Genomic DNA, 18,791 nt, shown 5'->3' with positions numbered 1-18,791 from the left:
GGGACGGCCCGCGTTGGCCCGCACCCCTCCCCAACCCTAGCTAAGAATCGGTGGAGTCCGCCAAGTTTCCGCAGACGCGGCCGGATTTTGGTTGATCCTCGTGAGTTTTGCGCATTCCGGCGTGCCGGTGTCCTCCGTCAGCCTTCGAGGACTTCACCGGTGGTCATGTTGATGGCCGGCACCGGCGACGCTTCCGGTCCGCTCCCCGAGAAGTGGTTCACGATGGCGCTGGCCAGGGCAGGGCCGATGCCCTTCGCTTCCGACAGTTCGGCCGCCGACGCTGCCTTGACGCCTTTGACCGAGCCGAAGTGCGCGAGGAGGGCCTTGCGTTTGGAGGCGCCCAGTCCCGGAACGCCGTCCAGTGCGGAAACCGTCATGGCCTTTCCACGCTTTTGCCGGTGGAAGGAAATGGCGAACCGGTGGGCCTCGTCGCGGATCCGCTGCAGCAGGTACAGCCCCTGGGACGTCCGGGGCAGGATCACCGGAAAGTCGCTGTCCGGCAGCCAGACTTCCTCCAGCCGTTTGGCCAGGCCCACCACGTACACGTCATCAATGCCGAGGTCTTCGAGTGCGCGTGCCGCTGCATTGACCTGGGGCTTGCCGCCGTCCACCACCACGAGGTTGGGCGGATAAGCGAACTTGGCCCGGGGCGCCGGCGTGGTGGTGTCCAGCAGGGCGCTGTCCTCGGGGACGGCTGCCAGGCGGGGTTCTGCCTTGGCCCGTTCTGTGTGGCCGGGCTCTGCCTGGACCAGTTCCGCCCCTGCCGCGTCTGCGTCGTCAGTTGCCTCGCCCGCGTTGAGTACGGATTCGTCCACCTGCGCCGACTTGTCCTTCAGGTAGTGCCGGAACCGCCGGGTCAGGACGTCATGCATGGCTGCGGTGTCATCGGACGCCGCGGGACCGGTGATGGAAAACTTCCGGTAGTCGGACTTCTTGGGCAGCCCGTCCTCCACCACCACCATGGAGGCCACCACGTTGGTGCCCTGCACGTGCGAAACGTCAAAGCATTCGATGCGCAGCAACGGCACGGGCAGGTCCAGGGCCTCCTGGAGTTCCTGCAGCGCCTGGGACCTGACAGTGAGGTCACCGGCGCGGCGGGTCTTGTGGAGCTTGAGGGCATGTTCGGCGTTTTCACGGACTGTGGACATCAGCGCGGCTTTGTCCCCGCGTTGCGGCACCCGGATGTCCACCTTGGCGCCGCGCATTCCGCTGAGCCATACCGTGAGCTCCGCCTCATTGCTGGGCGCTACTGGCACCAGCACTTCCCGTGGCAGCCTCCCATGGCTCTGGTCCTCATCGCCGTACACCTGCTGCAGGAGGTGCTCCACCAGGTCAGGAGTGGTGGAATCCTCCACCTTCTCCACCACCCAGCCACGCTGGCCGCGGATCCGGCCGCCCCGGACATGGAATACCTGGACTGCGGCTTCCAGTTCGTCCTCGTGGAGGGCAAAGACGTCGGCGTCGGTGTCTTCGGCGAGGACCACCGCGTTGCGTTCGAAAACCTTGCGAAGTGCGGTGATGTCATCACGCAGCCGTGCCGCCCGCTCGTAGTTCAGCTCGGACACGGCTTCGGCCATCTGCTTTTCCAGTTTGCTGATAAAGCGTTTGGCTTCGCCGCCCATAAAGGCGCAGAAATCCTCCGCGAGAGCCCGGTGGTCATCGGGCGAAATCCTGCTGACGCAGGGCGCGGCGCACTTGTCGATGTAGCCCAGCAGGCAGGGCCGGCCGCTGGCCTCGGCGCGCTTGAACACGCCGGCACTGCAGCTGCGGACCGGAAAGACGCGGAGGAGGGTGTCCATGGTTTCCCGGATGGCCCCCGCGGTGTACGGGCCGAAGTAGCGCGTGCCCTTTTTCTTATCTCCGCGCATCACCTGCACCCGCGGATACTTTTCGCCCATAGTCACGGCAAGGTAGGGGTAGGTCTTGTCGTCCCGGAAGACAACGTTGAACCGGGGCTTGAATTCCTTGATCCACGTATATTCGAGCTGCAGCGACTCCAGCTCGCTGCCCACCACTGTCCACTCCACGCTGCTCGCCGCATGGACCATGGCATAGGTCTTGGGCAGGAGCCCGGCGGGGTTGGCGAAGTACGAGTTCAACCGGGACCGGAGGCTTTTGGCCTTGCCCACGTAGATGACCCGTCCGTTCGGGTCACGGAACCGGTACACCCCCGGATTGGTCGGGATTTCGCCCGTCTGGGGCCGGTAACTTGCTGGATTTGCCACCTATCCAGTCTACTGAGGCGCACAGGGTGCAATGGTCCTCAGGGACGGGAGGATCTGCGGGCCAGCACCTCCGGAGGCCCGCTACTCGGCGATTTTGCTTTGGTTGTAGCTGCCGGAGCGTTCCTGGCCGCTGAGTTCGGCGATGGCGTCCATGATGCGGTCCGTGACTTCCCTCCGGGCAGGAAGCGAATGGTCCGGTCCGGTCTTGTCGAAGTACAGGGGCTCCCCCACCTTCATGGTGAAATGCTGCGGCCTGACCCCCTTCTCACCGGCGCGCTGCAGGTTTTCAGTCCCGATCAGGCCCACCGGGATCACAGGGGCTCCGGTGGTCAGTGCCAGCCAGCCCACGCCAGTGCGGCCGCGGTAAAGGATGCCGTCCCGGGATCGGGTGCCTTCGGGGTAGATTCCGATTCCCCGGCCGGATTCGAGGATGTCCATCAGGGTTTTGAGTGCCTGGACGCTGGCGGCCTGTTCACCGCGCTCCACCGGGATTGAACCCACGGATTCGAAGAAGGCCTTCATGACCTTGCCTTTGACGCCGCCAGTGGTGAAGTACTCGGCTTTGGCGAAGAATGCCACGGGACGGGGCATCAGCGCCTGGACGATGACGCTGTCAAAGAACGACAGGTGGTTGGGAGCCACGATGAAGGGCCCGTCGGCGGGCACGTTCTCGATGCCGACGACGGTGGGCCGGCAGGTGCCGGCAATCAGGCTCCGCGTGGTCCAGCGGACTGCTTCAAACATTTCCATCGTTGGTCACCTCGCTCATGGCGGCCGCGTGGACGGACTCAAGACGGTCGATAGTGGTCACCAGCTCGTCCGTGGTGGCCACCACTGCAACGGCTCCGGCATTTTCCAGTTCGTTGTCCGGGGCAAAACCCCAGACCACGCCAATGCAGTCCAGGCCGTTGGCAACGGCACCCGCAACATCCTGTGCCCGGTCCCCCACCATCAAGGCATGCTGCGTGCCAAGGTCCTTCAGCGCGGCGGCGATGATCCCGGTCTTGCCGACCGGAACCTCGTCAACTGCGGACTCGTCGTCCGCTGAGCCGTGGATGGCCTGGAAAAGTCCATCGATTCCGTGGTGCCCCAGGACCGTCCGGGCCAGGCCCTGGGGTTTCTGCGTGGCAACGGCCACAGGCCGGCCCGCCGCCGCAAATGACTCGAGGACTTCGCGGATACCCGGGTACAGGCGGCTCTGGCCGATGCCGGTGGCCACGTAGTACTCGCGGTAGCGGCGGATTACTTCGTCGAGCAGATCCGCGGGGACCTTGGCCACGTTCAGCAGCGAGTCGCTCAGCTTCGGGCCGATCATCGCTTTGAGCAGGTCCTGGCCGGGAACCGGAAGCCCCAGCGCCTGAAGGGCTGAAGCAATTCCATCGGTTATTCCGCCGGCCGGATCGACAAGAGTGCCGTCCAGGTCAAAGATCACGGGCACTGTTGTTTGAGTCACCGGGTTAGTTTCTCACGACAGCACTGATGCCTGAAACTCGCATTCCCGACACGGAATATTTCCGCTGCCAGGGTGGCTGCCTACGGCAGGATCTCTGCGAGGAAGGCCGCCGTGTGGCTGGTGGTCGACTTGGAGATCTGCTCCGGCGTGCCGGCTGCAACAATCTGGCCGCCGCCCGAACCGCCGTCCGGCCCGAGATCCACAATCCAGTCGGCACTCTTGATGACATCCAGGTTGTGCTCGATGGTGATCACGGTGTTGCCCTTGTCCACCAGGCCCTGCAGCACCATCAGCAGCTTGCGGATGTCCTCGAAGTGCAGGCCCGTGGTGGGCTCATCCAGGACGTAGACGCTGCGGCCGTTGGACCGCTTTTGCAGTTCGGCGGCCAGTTTGACGCGCTGGGCCTCGCCACCGGACAACGTGGTGGCGGGTTGGCCCAGCCGAACATACCCAAGTCCCACGTCCACGAGGGTGTTCAGGTGGCGGGCGATCGGAGAGAACGCCGCAAAGAACTCGGCGCCCTCCTCGATGGGCATGTTCAGGACATCCGCGATGGTTTTGCCCTTGTAGTGGACTTCCAGCGTTTCGCGGTTGTAGCGCGCTCCGTGGCACACCTCGCAGGGCACGTAAACGTCCGGCAGGAAGTTCATTTCGATCTTCAGCGTGCCGTCACCGGAACATGCCTCGCACCGCCCGCCCTTGACGTTGAAGGAGAAGCGTCCGGGAAGGTATCCGCGGACCTTCGCTTCGGTGGTTTCTGCGAAGAGCTTGCGGATGTTGTCAAAGACGCCGGTATAGGTGGCCGGGTTTGAGCGCGGAGTACGGCCGATGGGGCTCTGGTCAACGTGCACCACCTTGTCCAGGTGTTCCAGGCCCTGGACCGTTTTGTGCCGGCCGGCAACCTGCTTGGCGCCATTGAGCTTGTTGGCCAGCACCTTGTAGAGGATTTCGTTGACCAGGGTGGACTTCCCTGACCCGCTGACGCCGGTGACGGCGGTGAAGAGACCGAGCGGGAAGGCGGCGTCGACGTTCACGAGGTTGTTTTCCCGGGCGCCGATGACCTTCAGTTCACGTTTCTTGTCGTATTTCCGGCGTTTCTTGGGGACCTCGATCTTCTTGCGGCCGGACAGGTAATCCCCGGTCAGTGAAGCGGTGTTCTCGAGCAGCTCTTTGTAGGACCCGGAGTGGACCACCTGGCCGCCGTGTTCGCCGGCGCCTGGTCCGATGTCCACCACCCAGTCGGCCACGTGGATGGTGTCTTCGTCGTGTTCCACCACAATGAGCGTGTTGCCCATGTCGCGCAGCCTGGTCAGGGTGTCGATCAGGCGGCGGTTGTCCCGCTGGTGCAGTCCGATGGACGGTTCATCCAGCACGTACAGGACACCTACCAGCCCGGAACCGATCTGGGTGGCCAGCCGGATACGCTGGGCCTCGCCGCCGGACAGCGTGGCGGACGGCCGCTCGAGGTTCAGGTATTCCAGCCCGACGTCCAGGAGGAAGGTCAGCCGCGCCTGGATCTCCTTCAGCACCTGGTGCGCGATCTGCGCTTCGCGGCCCGTGAGCACCAGGTTGTTCAGGAAGTCGGCACAGTCCCGCATGGGGAGGGCGGCGACGTCGGCAATTGACTTCCCGTTGATGAGCACCGACAGGGAGGCCGGGTTGAGGCGGGCGCCGTTGCAGGCAGGGCAGGGGATCTGCCGCATGTACTCTTCGTAGCGGTCGCGGGCCCACTCGGAGTCGGTCTCGCCGTGCTTGCGGTGGACGTATTGGATGGCACCTTCGAAGCCGGTGCTGTATTTCCGTTCGCGGCCGAACCGGTTCTTGTACTGCACCACCACTTTGTGGTCCTTGCCGTGCAGCACTGTCTGCCGGACATCACTGCCCAGCTTTTCCCACGGCGTATCCATGGAGAACCCGAGTTCCTTCGCCAGGCCTTCGAGGAGCCGGTTCCAGTATTCCGTGGTGGCCGTGCCCAGGGACCAAGGAGCGATGGCGCCCTCCGACAGCGAAAGCTCGGGGTTGGGGACAATCAGTTCTTCGTCCACCTCAAGCTTGGTGCCAATGCCGCTGCAGGCCGCGCAGGCGCCGAAGGGGTTATTGAAGGAAAAGGACCTGGGCTCGATTTCGTCAATGGCCAACGGATGTTCATTGGGGCACGCCAGGTTCTCGGAGAAGGCCCGGAGCCGGTGGGGATCGTCGGCTTCCAGGTCCACGAATTCGGCGAGGACCCTGCCCTCGGCCAGGCCCAGGGCTGTTTCGATGGAGTCGGTGAGCCGCTGGCTGATGCCCTCCTTGACCACCAGCCGGTCCACCACCACCTCGATGGTGTGCTTGAACTGCTTTCCCAGCTTGGGTGGATCGTTGAGCTGGACCAGGTTGCCGTCCACCCGGGCACGGGAGTAGCCCTTGGCGGTGAGTTCCTTGAAGAGGTCAACAAACTCCCCCTTCCGGCCGCGCACCACGGGGGCCAGGACCTGGAAACGGGTGCCCTCGTCCAGTTCCAGCAACTGGTCCACAATCTGCTGCGGCGTCTGCTTGGCTACCGGCTCACCGCAGACAGGGCAGTGCGGCCGGCCTACGCGGGCCCACAGCAGGCGCATGTAGTCGTAGATCTCGGTGATGGTTCCCACTGTGGAGCGGGGGTTCTTGCTGGTGGACTTCTGGTCGATGGAGACGGCCGGGGAGAGTCCCTCGATGAAGTCGACATCCGGCTTGTCCACCTGCCCCAGGAACTGGCGGGCGTACGCGGAGAGCGATTCCACGTAGCGGCGCTGGCCTTCGGCGAAGATGGTGTCGAAGGCGAGGGATGATTTGCCGGAGCCGGACAGCCCGGTGAAGACGATCATGGCGTCGCGCGGCAGGTCCAGGTCAACGTTGCGCAGGTTGTGCTCCCGCGCCCCCTTCACCACAAGGCGGGACAGGTCCGGACGCTTGGGCGCTGCGGATGGGGCGAGCGAAACTTCAACGGATTGGAGGTCAGATTCTTCAGCTACGGCTTTAGGCACCCACTAATGCTAATCGAAAACTTCTTCGAACACCCACGCGGTGATCCTCACGTGCCGTCGTAGGCTGCAGCGAGCAGCTGCACGGCTTCCGCAAAGGAGGCGCCTTGGGCTTTCGCGGCTGCAGCATACGTGGCAGCCGCGGCCGACAGGCCGCCGAGCCGTTCGTCCCTGGCGCACACAACGGTGCCGTTCCTCCCCCGGGTGGCCACGACGCCGGCCGCCTCCAGTTCCTTATACGCCCTCGCCACCGTATGGGGTGCCACATCGAGCTGCTCCGCCAGCGCCCTGACCGCAGGCAGCCGGGTTCCGGGCGGCAGCTTCCCGCCGTCGGCCAGATGGATCACCTGGAGCCGCAACTGCTCGAACAGCGGCACCGAACTGGCTGCATTCGGCTTCCACGTCCCCGGGAAGCCCGCGGCTGTCAAAGTCCGGCCTCGAGCGCGCTGCTGCGTCCCGCCTGCAGGGCGAACTGTGCGTTGTAGAGGCGTGTGTAGTAGCTGTTCGCAACGAGCAGCTCCTGGTGGGTGCCTTGCTCGACGATCCGTCCGTGGTCCATGACCAGAATTAGATCAGCGTCCCGCACTGTGGACAAACGGTGGGCTATCACGAAGCTGGTGCGGCCACGGCGCAGCCGGTTCATCGCCTGGCGGATCAGCAACTCCGTCCGGGAGTCCACCGAACTTGTTGCCTCATCGAGGATTTGGATGGAACGGCCCGCCAGCTGTGCCCGGGCGATGGTGATCAGCTGCCGCTGGCCCTGGCTGAGCCCGTCACCGCCGTTTTCCAGGACGGTGTCATACCCCTGAGGCAGCGACCTGACGAAGCGGTCCACATAGCTGGCCTCGGCGGCGGCCAGGATGTCCGCCTCCGTAGCCCCAGGCCTGCCGTAGGCGAGGTTTTCCCGGATGGTCCCGGCAAAGAGCCACGCATCCTGGAGTACCACGCCGAAACGCTCCCGCAGGCGGTCTCGGGGAACAGCGGCGATATCCGTTCCGTCGATGGTGATCCGGCCGGAATCCGGTTCACAAAAACGCAGGAGGAGGTTGATCACGGTGCTTTTGCCCGCCCCCGTGTGCCCAACAATCGCTACCGTCCGGCCCGGGTCCACGCTGAAGGACAGATTACGCACCGCCGGTGCTGCTCCGGGGTACCCGAACGTCACATTGTCAAAGACGATGCGGCCTTCATGATCCCGGACATCTGGAGCAACAGGCGCACCTGCGGCCGGGGACGGCGCGTCCCGCGGCTCCTCGGAGGTATCGAGCAGGGCGAAGACCCGGGCTGCGGAAGCAGCGCAGGATTGCATGAGGTTGAGCATTCCGCCTATCTGGCCAACGGGCTGGGTGAAGAGCCTGCTGAACTGGATAAAAGCCTGGATGCCGCCGATGGTCATGGCGCCGGCGATCACCTGGAGGGCACCCACCACCGCAACAGCGATGTAGCTGAGGTTGGACATCAAGGCCATCAGGGGCTGAACAACCCCCGCCGAATACTGCGCCCGGGTAGCTGCCCGGGCCAGCCGTTCATTGCTCCGGGCCACCACGTCTGCCGCCTGCGCCTGCCGCCCGAAGGCTTTGATGACCTCATGGCCCGTAATAAATTCCTCCATGTGCGCATTCAGCTGGCCCGTTTCCATCCATTGCTTCTCGAACTGGGCCTGGGATTTCCGGGCCACTTGCACAGTGATCAGGGCGGACAGCGGTACGGTGGCAATCGCAATGGCGGCCAGCAGTGGCGAGATCCACAGCATCATGGCCAGCGAGCCGCACAGCATCAGGACGGACATGATGAGCTGGGTGAGGAGCTGGTTCAAGGCCTGGGTGATGTTGTCGATGTCGTTGGTGGCGCGGCTGAGGACATCGCCCCTGGACCGCTCCCCGAAGTAAGTGGCCGGGAGCCGATGCAGTTTTCCCTCCACCGCCTCCCGGAGTCCATACATCAAGCCCTGTACCGAGCGGGCGGAGAGTGCCCCCTGGATCCAGTTGAACAGCGAGGCGCCGACGTACATAAGTGCCACGGTTCCCAGGATGAGCGCCAGCGCCTCCTGGTCCAGGTTCGCTTGGAGTACGCCGTCCACTACAAGGTCGGTGGCGTCGCCCAGGTATTTCGGAGCAGCCACGTTCAGCCCGGCGAATGCGCAGGTGGCAGCCACAGCGCCCAGCATGTGGCGCCGGAAAGGCCGGAGCAGCCGCAGGAGCCTGCGGGCGGTGGGCCAGAACCTCACCGCCGGTGCCCCGGCTTCCGCAGTCACTGCCGGCCATCCAGGGCAAGCTGAGACTCCGCTATTTCCCGGTAAGTTTCGGATGTCTCCAGCAACTCCTGGTGCGTTCCCTGCGCTACCACCCGCCCGCCGTCGAGCACCAGGATGAGCCCGGCGCCTTCCACAGCGGAAATCCTTTCCGCTACAACAATCACTGTGGCCGATGCCAACGTTGACTGGAGTGCCTGCCTGAGCCGGGTATCGGTGTCGTAGTCCAGTGCTGAGAAGCTGTCATCGAACAGGTACAGCGGAGCTTTGCGCAGGAGCGCACGGGCAATGCACAACCGCTGCCTCTGGCCGCCGGAAAGGTTGGTGCCGCCCTGGCCCAACGGAGTTGCAAGCCCCAGCGGCAGGTCCCGCATAAAACGCATGGTCTGGGCGGTCTCCAGGACTTCCCAGAGTTCCGCGTCCGTGGCGTCCGGTTTCGCCATTCGAAGGTTGTCGCCGATAGTGCCCGTGAAGAGGTGGGACCGCTGTGGAACAACCGCCATGGATTCCCGCAGGCTGTCCAGCGACATCGCCTTGATGTCCACCCCGCCCAGGCTGATGCGTCCCGCAGTGGAATCAAGGAAGCGCGGAATGAGGTTGAGGAGGGTGGACTTTCCGCTGCCGGTTGAACCCACGATCGCCGTTATGGTGCCCGGACGGGCGGCAAAGCTGATGTCGGTCAGGACGGGAGCCTCGGCTCCCGGGTAGGAGAAGCCAACCTGGCTGAACTCCAGTGTGGCCGGCCGCAGCGGGTCCCTCGACATGGGAAGCGGCTGCGGGGAAAGGGACTCGGGGTTCTCTGGTTGGCGTACTGATGGCTCCGTATCCAGGACCGCACTGATCCGCTCGGCACTGACAGACGCGCGGGGGGCAGTCATCAGGACGTACATGGACATCATGATGGCGAGCAGGATCTGCAGGATGTAGGCGATGAAGGCAGTAAGGGCGCCGATATTCATCTCGCCCGCCTGGATTCTGTGCCCGCCGAACCACACCACGGCCACTGAAGAGATATTCACCACGAGCATGACCAGCGGGAGCATGCCTGCAACCAGCAGCGCAGATGAGAGGTTGTTGGCGGTGAGGCTGCTGTTGACCCGGGCGAAGCGCCGGATTTCATGGTCCTGGCGGACAAAGGAGCGGATCACGGCGGCGCCGATGATCTGCTCCCGAAGGATGCCGCCCGCGCGGTCCAGCAGTTCCTGGCCGTCGCGGTACAGCGGGATCAGCCGCCGGACAACGAGATACATGATCAGCAGGAGCAGGGGCACGATAACGATCACCACTGATGACAACGCCACATCCTGTTGCAGCGCCATGGCCACTCCGCCAACCCCCATCGCCGGCCCGGCCACCAGCATGGTGAACACCAGTACAGCGAAGGCCTGGATCTGCTGGGTGTCGTTGGTGGCGCGGGTAGTCAGGCTCTGGGTTCCGAAGACGGCAACATCCTGGGAGGACAGCGACTGGATTTTGGCAAAAATCTCGCCGCGGAGCTGTTGGCCCATCTTCATGGCGACAAGAGCAGCCAGGTAGCCGGCTGCTATGGCCGCCGCCGCCTGCAGGACGGCGATCACCGCCATCACCATTCCCAGGCGCGAAATGACTGCGGTGTTGCCTGCCACGATGCCGTCATCGACGATTGCCGCATTTACTGTTGGCAGCAGGAGGTTGGCCGCGGCCTGGACCAGTTGCAGGAGAACGATAGCCGCGATCCGGGCTCTATACCCGTCCAGCAGCCGCCTCATCAGAGCGATCAGCACCACGCCTCCACGGTGATCGGGATGCCTGCCAGGGCGGCTGGCGGCCACCCCAATTCAGCCAACCCCGCAATTGTAAGGCATATCACTTACTTTCTCTGTCATGCCACGTGACTAGCCTGTGGAGAACGTCCAGCGAATGGACTTTCACCCGCTATACCTTGCGCCCTACCGCGAAGATCCGGCGGAAGGGAAACACTGTGCCGTGGACACCAGGCGGATAGGCTTCGCGTAGCAGTGCGGCGTATTCTGCTTCGAATTCTGCGCCGTCTTCGGGTGGCAGGACTGCCAGGACAGGCCGAAGCGCGGTGCCCCGCGCCCACTCCAGCACAGGATCCGGGCCCGCAAGGACCTGCTGGTAGGTGGTCTCCCACGCATCGGCCGTGAACCCGGCGTCGAGCAGGATCCCCAGGTACTCCGCAGGCTCTGCCACGGACTCGCCTCCCCGCAGCACTCCCCGCAGCTTTGGTTCCCAGCGGGGTGAGCCGGCCAGCCCGCGCATCAATGCATGTGAAGGGGCGTTGAAGTTGCCGGGAACCTGCATGGCAAACCAGGAACCCGGATGAAGGGCGGCCAGCCACTTCCGCATCATGTCCTGGTGGCCGGGTACCCATTGCAGGGCAGCGTTGCTCACCACCACGTCCGCTTGGTCCGATGGAATCCAGTCGGCGATATCCATCAGCTCAAAGCGCAGGGACGGGGTGCTGTCGGCAACCGCCGCGGCTTTGGCCAGCATCTCGGCCGAGGAGTCCAGGCCTACGACGTCGGCCGCGGGCCAGCGCTCGGCGAGTGTGGCGGTGAGGTTTCCCGGTCCGCATCCCAGATCCACCACCTGCACCGGCCGGTCTGCGTGGACCCTGCCGGTCAGGTCAAAGAATGGGCGGTCCCGGTAGTCGCCGAACTGCACGTACTTTGCCGGATCCCATTTCATGCTTTCCTCCACTTTCGGGTGCCGCAGGTACCGGGAAGCCTAACCCGATCGGGACGGATTTCCGGGCGCGCCGGGGCACTAAGCTTGAAAACAATGAAACTCGTTGACCAGCTGCCCGAAGTCTCCGCCCGGGACCTGCCCGGGTCCGCCGTCGACCCTGATGCCCTGTACTCCCTGTTCCTGGAATGGACGCAGAGCCGGGGGCTGGACCTCTACCCCGCGCAGGACGAGGCCATTATGGAGCTGGCTACCGGCGCGAACGTAATCCTTGCTACCCCAACAGGCTCCGGAAAGTCGCTGGTGGCCATCGCCGCACACTTCCAGGCGATGGCCCAGGGCCGGCGCAGCTACTACACCGCGCCCATCAAGGCGCTTGTCTCGGAAAAGTTCTTTGCGCTGTGCGAGATTTTCGGGGCCGAAAATGTGGGGATGATTACCGGCGATTCGGGTGTCAACCAGGACGCGCCCATCATCTGCTGCACTGCCGAGATCCTGGCCAACACCGCCCTCCGGGAAGGCGCGGCCGCGGAACTGGGATCCGTGGTCATGGACGAGTTCCACTTCTACTCGGACCCGCAGCGCGGCTGGGCCTGGCAGGTACCCCTGCTGGAGCTCCCCCAAGCCCAGTTCCTCCTGATGTCCGCCACGCTGGGCGACGTCAGCCGGTTCGAAAAAGGCCTGACGGACCTGACCGGGCGTCCCACCACCACGGTGAGCTCGGCGGAACGGCCCATCCCGCTGCATTACTACTACCACGAGACTCCCGTGCACGAGACGCTGGAAGAGCTGCTCTCCACCCGGCAGGTTCCCGTTTACGTAGTGCACTTCAGCCAGATCGAGGCGATAGACCGCGCACAGACGCTGATGAGCATCAACGTGTGCACGCGCGAAGAGAAGGACAAAATCGCTGAGCTGATCGCCAACTTCCGCTTCGCCGCCGGTTTCGGCAAGACCCTCAACCGGCTGGTCCGCCATGGGATTGGCGTGCACCACGCCGGAATGCTTCCCAAGTACCGCCGCCTGGTGGAGCAGCTGGCCCAGGCCGGACTGCTGAAAGTCATCTGCGGCACGGACACCCTGGGCGTGGGCATTAATGTGCCCATCCGCACCGTGGTCCTGACCGCCCTGAGCAAGTACGACGGCGTCCGCACCCGGCTGCTGAACCCCCGTGAGTTCCACCAGATCGCCGGCCGGGCCGGGCGGGCGGGCTACGACACCGCTGGCACCGTGGTAGTGCAGGCTCCCGAACACGTCATCGAGAACGTAAAAGCGATGGCCAAGGCCACCGCCAAGTTCGGCGACGACCAGCGGAAGCTGCGTCAGGTGGTGAAAAAGAAGCCGCCGGAAGGTTTTGTTTCCTGGGGCGAACCCACGTTCAAGCGGCTGGTTGAATCGGTACCGGATCCGTTGACCTCCAGCTTCACCGTGACACATGCCATGCTGATGAACCTGATGGAACGGCCCGGTGACCCGTTCGCCGCGGCCCGGCGGCTCCTGACAGAAAACCACGAAACCAGGTCCTCCCAGCTGCAGCTGATGAAGAAGGCCCTGGGGATCTACCGCGAGCTGCTGGCCGCCGAAGTGGTGGAGCGGATTCCGGCCGGGCAGCAGGGGCCGGACGGCCGCACCGTCCGCCTCACCGTCCACCTGCAACCCAACTTTGCCCTCAACCAGCCCCTGTCCCCCTTCGCACTCGCCGCGCTGGAGCTCCTTGATCCGGAGTCGCCGTCGTACGCCCTGGACGTGGTGTCCGTGATCGAGGCAACCCTCGAAAAGCCGCGGCAGATCCTCTCGGCGCAGCAGAAGAAAGCCCGCGGCGAGGCCATCGCGGCCATGAAGGCAGACGGCATCGAGTACGACCAGCGGATGGCGATGCTCGACGAGGTAACGTATCCGCAGCCGCTGGCTGAAATTTTGGGCGAAGCGTTCGAGGTGTACCGCAAAGCGGCCCCGTGGGTGGGTGACTTCGAACTGGCGCCCAAGTCCGTGGTGCGGGACATGTATGAACGTGCCATGAACTTTGGCGAGTTCGTACAGTTCTACGGGCTGGCCCGTTCGGAAGGGATTGTGCTGCGGTATCTCGCGGACGCCTTCAAGGCGCTGCGGCAGACGGTCCCGCAGGACATGCTGCGCGATGACCTGGAAGATCTCATTGCCTGGCTCGGCGAGCTGGTCCGGCAAGTCGATTCGAGCCTGCTGGACGAGTGGGAGGAACTGACCTCTGGCGCAGCTCCCACCCCGCACGATGCACCGCCGCCTCCCCCGCCGTCGCTCACGTCCAATATCCGCGCCTTCCGGGTCATGGTGCGCAACGAAATGTTCCGTCGGGTGGAGCTCTTCGCGGACGAAGAGGCCGCGGCGCTGGGCGAGCTCGACGGCGCTGCCGGCTGGGATGCGGACCGCTGGGAGGACGTCCTGGACGACTACTTCGACGAGCACAACGACATCGGCACCGGCCCTGACGCCCGCGGGCCCGGGCTGCTCATCATCACCGAGGAGCCCGGCGTCTGGAAGGTCCGGCAGATCTTCGATGATCCGGCGGGCAACCACGACTGGGGCATTTCCGCGGAAGTGGACCTGGACGAATCGAACGGTACCGGGACAGCGGTGATCCGGGTGACGGACGTCAACCGGCTCTGACCGCCCATGGTGTGCGGCCGGCACTGCTCCTGACTGCACCGGCACGGGGGCGGCGGTAAGCTCGAACAATGAGTGTAATCCGCCCTGCAACCCCGCACGACGTCCCCGCGATCCTCCGCATGATCCACGAACTGGCGCACTACGAGAAGGAACCGGACGCAGTCCGGAACACTCCGGAGATGCTGCAAGAGGTTCTCTTCGGCGACAACCCGAGGGTCTTCGCCGCGATGGCGGAAAATGACAACGGGGACGTGCGCGGTTTCGCCCTGTGGTTCCTGAACTACTCCACCTGGGAAGGTGTGCACGGGATCTACCTGGAGGACCTCTACGTCAGCCCGGAGGCCCGCGGCGAGGGGCACGGCAAGGCGCTGCTGCAGCACCTGGCCGGCATCGCCGTCGAGAACGGCTACGCAAGGGTGGAGTGGAGCGTCCTGGACTGGAACGAGCCCTCCATCAACTTCTACCGGCGGTTGGGTGCCCGACCCATGGATGGCTGGTCCACCTTCCGGCTCACCGGCGAGGCGCTGGAACAGTTCGGCAGCGCTGTTCCCGCCACCGCCAACGGCTAGCGGCCATGACTGAGGCACGCGTGGCAGGACGCCTCGCCTTCGGACATTTGAGCTCCGGGACCAGTAACGTCCGGCACGAGATCAGGGCCCGGCACGAGTTCCGCGGCCTGCGCACCGTCGAGCACTACTTCACCGTGCCCCTGGACCATTTCGGCTCCTCCGGCAGCTCGGAAACGATTACCGTCTTCGCCCGTGAGTACGTTTCGGCTGCCCACACCGTGGAAGAAGCAGCGCGCCTGCCGTGGCTGTTGTTCCTGCAGGGCGGTCCGGGCGGCCGCGGCAACAGGTTCGGTTCCCTGGGCGGCTGGAGCAAGGCCGCCGGCAAGGACTTCCGCATCCTGATGCTGGACCAGCGGGGCACCGGGCTGTCCACTCCCCTGGACCGGAACACGCTGCCGCTCCGGGGCTCCGCGCTGGAACAGGCCGCCTACCTGGAACATTTCCGCGCGGACTCGATTGTTGCCGACGCCGAACTGATCCGCGCTGCCCTGGGCTCACCGCCCTGGACCGTCTATGGGCAGAGCTACGGCGGCTTTTGCGCGCTCACCTACCTCTCCTTTGCCCCGGAGGGGCTGCAGCAGGCATTGATCACCGGCGGGCTCGCGCCGCTCGCGGGTCCGGCTGACGATGTGTACCGGGCGACGTTCAAGCGGGTGGCGGCCCGGAACGCGGAGTACTTCACGTGGTACCCGGAGGACCGGGCCACGGTTGACAGGATTGCGCAGCACTTGCGGACCGTCCAGGAACTCCTGCCCGACGGCAGCACGCTCACCGTAGAGCGCTTCCAGATGGTGGGCGCCTTCCTGGGCGGCAACACCCGGGTGGACAGCCTCCACTACCTGCTGGAGGATGCGTTCGCAGGCTCTTCCGGCGGAGCCCGGCTAACGGATTCTTTCCTGGAGCAGGTACAGGGCATCGTCTCGCGCCGCTCCAACCCGCTCTATGCCCTCATGCACGAGTCCATCTACGGGCAGGGCGAAGCCACGCACTGGTCGGCGTGGCGGATACTGCGCGAGTTCCCGGAATTCCGGCCGGATGCGGACCCGCTGCTGCTCACCGGCGAAATGGTCTATCCGTGGTACTTCGAGCAGGATCCTGCCCTGCGCCCGCTGCGCGAAGTCGCTGAACTGCTGGCAGCGAAGCCGGACTGGAAGCCGCTGTACGATGCCCGCCGGCTTGCAGCCAATACCGTGCCTGTCGCGGCCGCCGTCTACTCGGACGACATCTATGTGGACCGCAACCTCTCCCTAAATACTGCCGCGGCGGTCCGCGGGCTGCACGTCTGGGAAACGCCGGACTTCCACCATGATGGGATAGCCGACGACGGTGAGGGCATCTTCAACCGATTGGTGGGAATGGTGCGCGGAGTCCGGGGCTGAGCCGCCGCGGGCCGGTGAGCGCGTTAGGGAGTCGCTGACCCCCGCTGCCGCGCCGCCCGTGTCAGGATGGCCGCGCCGAGCACCATGGCTCCTATTGCCGCACCTGCCATGTTCAGCCCCAGGTAGCCGGCCTGGCTGAGGACCAGGCCTGACGCGGCACCGCCCACCGCACCTGCGGCCCCCATCAGCATGTCGGAAACACCCTGTACCACCACACGTGACTCCTGGCCAACGCTCTCGGCAAGCAGGGTTGACCCGGAAATGGTGGACGCGGACCAACCCACGCCCAACAGGACCAGCCCCACCGCCACCGCCGTGGTGGAGTCCTGGCCGAATCCAGCAACGGCGACGGCCGTGATCATTGTCGCGAAGCCGATCATGATGGTCTCAGGCCTGCCGGCCTTGTCTGTCAGCCACCCCATCACGGGCGACAGCGCGAACATCCCGGCAATATGCAGGGAAATGGTGAAGCCGATGATCACCAGGACGTCGCCCGTGGCAGCATGGCCGGAGTGGCCAGGGCCGGCCAGGAGTTCCTGCAGATGAAGCGGCGTCATGGACATCACGCCCACCATCACCCCGTGCGCTCCCACCAGGGCGGCCAGCGCCAGCAGGGCTGCCCGGGATGCGCGGATGGCCCGCATCCCGCGGACCAGTGACCCGGGTGCCCGGGCCTGCAGGGCTGCCGGCTGGTTGACGGGGCGGCCGGCGGGGTTGGCTGCCGGCTGGCCGGCGGACTGGTTCAGTGATGGCACGGCGGCGAGTTCCCGGGCCAGCAGCAGGGGGTCAGGCCGAAGGCCAAAAAAGAGCAGGACGACGGCGAGCAGGAGTCCGGCGGCCGAGATCACAAAGGGACCCGCGACGGGCGGGAGGCCAAGGGCCTGGCCCACCACGGCCCCGGGCTGGATCAGGTTGGGTCCGGTGACGGCTCCGACGGTTACGGCCCACACGACGGCGGACAGTGCCCGGCCGCGGTGTTCGGCGTCCGCGAGGTCGACGGCGGCGAAGCGCGCCTGCAGGCTCGCAGCGGTGCCTATCCCGATCCCGGCTGCCCCCAGGATGAGCAGGACGAAGAGGCCAGTGACCACCGACAGGACCATCAGCAGCGCGCCGGCCATGGCGGCCGACAGTCCCGCCACCTGGCCGATGCGGCGTCCCCGCCGGTCAGCCAGCGCGGCCAGCGGCAAGGCAGCCAGTGCGGCGCCGAGGGTCATGACGGTAGCGACGGCGCCAGCCCACGCACTGGATCCGGAGAGTTCGACGGCAAGGATGGACCCGATGGACACAGTGGCCCCAGTCCCGATCCCGCCAAACACCTGGGCTGCACTCAGCAGCACCACGGTGCGCCGCTGCACCTGGCGCACTCCGCTTTCGGTCATCAAAGTGCCGGCCATGATCCGAGCATAGACCTCGGCGCGTGCGTCTTGGAGTGTTTTTTAAGCACGTAATCCCGGCCGCGGGGCGGCCGGGATTACGTGTCCTTGCAGTTGCAGAGTGGAACTAGTCGACGTCGCTGTGGCTCTTCCGGGCGTCTTCCTCGAGCCGCGGATCCATGTGGGCTTCCTTGGCCTTGGAGCTGAGGAGGCTGGCCACCACGGCGATCAGGATGGTACCAACGATGACTGCCAGGGACACGAAAGTGGGGATCTCAGGAGCCCACTCGATGTGCTTGCCACCGTTGATGAACGGAAGCTCGTTCACGTGCATCGCGTGCAGCACCAGCTTGACGCCAATGAACGCCAGGATGAAGGACAGCGCGTGCTTCAGGTAGATCAGGCGGTTCATGAGGCCGCCCAGCAGGAAGTACAGCTGACGCAGGCCCATCAGCGCGAAGAGGTTTGCCGTGAACACAATGAAGGGGCTCTGGGTAAGTCCGAAGATGGCAGGGATGGAGTCGACGGCGAAGAGCAGGTCGGTCATGCCGATCGTGATGAACACGATAAGCATGGGGGTGAAGACCTTCTTGCCGTTCACCACGCTGCGGAGCTTGCCGCCGTCGTACTTCTCCGACATCGGAATGATCTTGCGGATCTTCGCGATGAGCGGGTTTTCCCGGTCCTCTTCGTCTTCGCCTTCATCCTGGGCCTGCTTCCAGGCGGTCCAGAGGAGGAAGGCGCCGAAGATGTAGAACACCCAGCTGAACTGTTCGATCACGATGGCGCCGAGCAGGATGAAGATGCCGCGCAGGATCAGGGCGATGATGATGCCCACCATCAGCACTTCCTGCTGGTACTTCCGGGGCACCGAGAACCTGGCCATGATGATGATGAAGACAAACAGGTTGTCGATGCTGAGGCTGTATTCAGTGACCCAGCCGGCGACGAACTGGCCGCCGTATTCCGGGCCGGTGAACGCGAACATGGCGCCGGCGAACACCAGGGCCAGCGTGACGTAGAACGCTACCCACAAACCGGCTTCCTTCATGGAGGGTTCGTGCGGGCGGCGGACCACCAGGAGGAGGTCGGTCAGGAGGATCAGGCCGAGGACGACAAAGGAGCCGACCTCAAACCAAATGGGCAAATCGAGCACAGGGTAGCCTTTCGCAGGGTACAGAGATGCGTTGTAAGTCTCTCCGGCCTGC

Annotated in this window: 13 protein-coding genes; 3 read left to right on the top strand and 10 right to left on the bottom strand. The window is 64.9% G+C overall.

Annotated features, from left to right (window positions below; all coding sequences use genetic code 11):
• Window positions 1-137: 137 nt before the first annotated feature.
• The 8 genes from uvrC to BMX78_RS09025 form a co-directional block, all read right to left on the bottom strand.
• Window positions 138-2,225 (bottom strand): excinuclease ABC subunit UvrC, encoded by a 2,088-nt coding sequence (gene uvrC, locus BMX78_RS09060; protein ID WP_091418770.1) that lies wholly within the window; start codon window positions 2,223-2,225, stop codon window positions 138-140.
• Window positions 2,226-2,306: 81 nt separating this feature from the next.
• Window positions 2,307-2,975, bottom strand: coding sequence for a lysophospholipid acyltransferase family protein (locus tag BMX78_RS09055; RefSeq protein WP_091418769.1), 669 nt, complete (start codon window positions 2,973-2,975; stop codon window positions 2,307-2,309).
• The gene (locus BMX78_RS09050) at window positions 2,962-3,678 is read right to left on the bottom strand and encodes an HAD hydrolase-like protein (RefSeq protein ID WP_091418768.1); all 717 of its coding nucleotides are present in this window, start codon (window positions 3,676-3,678) and stop codon (window positions 2,962-2,964) included. The genes BMX78_RS09055 and BMX78_RS09050 overlap by 14 nt, the downstream gene beginning before the upstream one ends.
• Before the next feature lie 80 nt (window positions 3,679-3,758).
• Window positions 3,759-6,683 carry an excinuclease ABC subunit UvrA gene (uvrA, locus tag BMX78_RS09045; RefSeq protein WP_091418767.1) on the bottom strand — a complete coding sequence of 975 codons (2,925 nt, stop codon included), beginning with the start codon at window positions 6,681-6,683 and terminating at the stop codon, window positions 3,759-3,761.
• A 47-nt stretch (window positions 6,684-6,730) separates the two neighbouring features.
• Window positions 6,731-7,108 (bottom strand): GntR family transcriptional regulator, encoded by a 378-nt coding sequence (locus BMX78_RS09040; protein WP_091418766.1) that lies wholly within the window; start codon window positions 7,106-7,108, stop codon window positions 6,731-6,733.
• Window positions 7,105-8,847 (bottom strand): ABC transporter ATP-binding protein, encoded by a 1,743-nt coding sequence (locus BMX78_RS09035; protein WP_370455815.1) that lies wholly within the window; start codon window positions 8,845-8,847, stop codon window positions 7,105-7,107. Before BMX78_RS09035 ends, BMX78_RS09040 begins: the two co-directional genes overlap by 4 nt.
• 83 nt (window positions 8,848-8,930) lie before the next feature.
• A complete protein-coding gene (locus BMX78_RS09030) occupies window positions 8,931-10,679 on the bottom strand; it encodes an ABC transporter ATP-binding protein (RefSeq protein WP_170850762.1) in 1,749 nt (582 codons plus the stop codon).
• Window positions 10,680-10,845: 166 nt separating this feature from the next.
• Window positions 10,846-11,622: a trans-aconitate 2-methyltransferase gene (locus BMX78_RS09025; protein WP_091418764.1), complete on the bottom strand. Its 777-nt coding sequence runs from the start codon at window positions 11,620-11,622 to the stop codon at window positions 10,846-10,848.
• 93 nt (window positions 11,623-11,715) lie between these two features.
• On the opposite strand from BMX78_RS09025, the gene BMX78_RS09020 reads away from it, so the two are divergent.
• The 3 genes from BMX78_RS09020 (at window position 11,716) to BMX78_RS09010 (ending at window position 16,210) form a co-directional block, all read left to right on the top strand.
• Window positions 11,716-14,262 carry a DEAD/DEAH box helicase gene (locus BMX78_RS09020; RefSeq protein WP_091418763.1) on the top strand — a complete coding sequence of 849 codons (2,547 nt, stop codon included), beginning with the start codon at window positions 11,716-11,718 and terminating at the stop codon, window positions 14,260-14,262.
• Between the two features lie 68 nt (window positions 14,263-14,330).
• Window positions 14,331-14,831 (top strand): GNAT family N-acetyltransferase, encoded by a 501-nt coding sequence (locus tag BMX78_RS09015; protein WP_091418762.1) that lies wholly within the window; start codon window positions 14,331-14,333, stop codon window positions 14,829-14,831.
• A 5-nt stretch (window positions 14,832-14,836) separates the two neighbouring features.
• A complete protein-coding gene (locus BMX78_RS09010) occupies window positions 14,837-16,210 on the top strand; it encodes an alpha/beta fold hydrolase (RefSeq protein WP_091418761.1) in 1,374 nt (457 codons plus the stop codon).
• Between the two features lie 23 nt (window positions 16,211-16,233).
• On the opposite strand, the gene BMX78_RS09005 is transcribed toward BMX78_RS09010, so the two are convergent.
• Both BMX78_RS09005 and BMX78_RS09000 read right to left on the bottom strand, forming a co-directional pair.
• Window positions 16,234-17,604: an MFS transporter gene (locus BMX78_RS09005; RefSeq protein WP_091418760.1), complete on the bottom strand. Its 1,371-nt coding sequence runs from the start codon at window positions 17,602-17,604 to the stop codon at window positions 16,234-16,236.
• A gap of 106 nt (window positions 17,605-17,710) precedes the next feature.
• Window positions 17,711-18,739, bottom strand: a complete 1,029-nt coding sequence (locus BMX78_RS09000; protein ID WP_091418759.1) for a TerC family protein — start codon at window positions 18,737-18,739, stop codon at window positions 17,711-17,713.
• Window positions 18,740-18,791: the final 52 nt, after the last annotated feature.

This window comes from Arthrobacter sp. OV608 (assembly GCA_900110595.1).
GTDB lineage: Bacteria > Actinomycetota > Actinomycetes > Actinomycetales > Micrococcaceae > Arthrobacter.
The sequence above is the reverse complement of the archived record's forward strand: the minus strand, read 5'-3'. Positions and strand labels throughout refer to the sequence as shown.

Coding starts and splice junctions, on each gene's coding strand:
- BMX78_RS09010 (WP_091418761.1), top strand. CDS start 14,837: ATGACTGAGGCACGCGTGGCAGGACGCCTCGCCTTCGGACATTTGAGC.
- BMX78_RS09030 (WP_170850762.1), bottom strand. CDS start 10,679: ATGAGGCGGCTGCTGGACGGGTATAGAGCCCGGATCGCGGCTATCGTT.
- BMX78_RS09055 (WP_091418769.1), bottom strand. CDS start 2,975: ATGGAAATGTTTGAAGCAGTCCGCTGGACCACGCGGAGCCTGATTGCC.
- BMX78_RS09020 (WP_091418763.1), top strand. CDS start 11,716: ATGAAACTCGTTGACCAGCTGCCCGAAGTCTCCGCCCGGGACCTGCCC.
- BMX78_RS09025 (WP_091418764.1), bottom strand. CDS start 11,622: ATGAAATGGGATCCGGCAAAGTACGTGCAGTTCGGCGACTACCGGGAC.
- BMX78_RS09005 (WP_091418760.1), bottom strand. CDS start 17,604: ATGGCCGGCACTTTGATGACCGAAAGCGGAGTGCGCCAGGTGCAGCGG.
- BMX78_RS09015 (WP_091418762.1), top strand. CDS start 14,331: ATGAGTGTAATCCGCCCTGCAACCCCGCACGACGTCCCCGCGATCCTC.
- BMX78_RS09035 (WP_370455815.1), bottom strand. CDS start 8,847: ATGCTGGGCGCTGTGGCTGCCACCTGCGCATTCGCCGGGCTGAACGTG.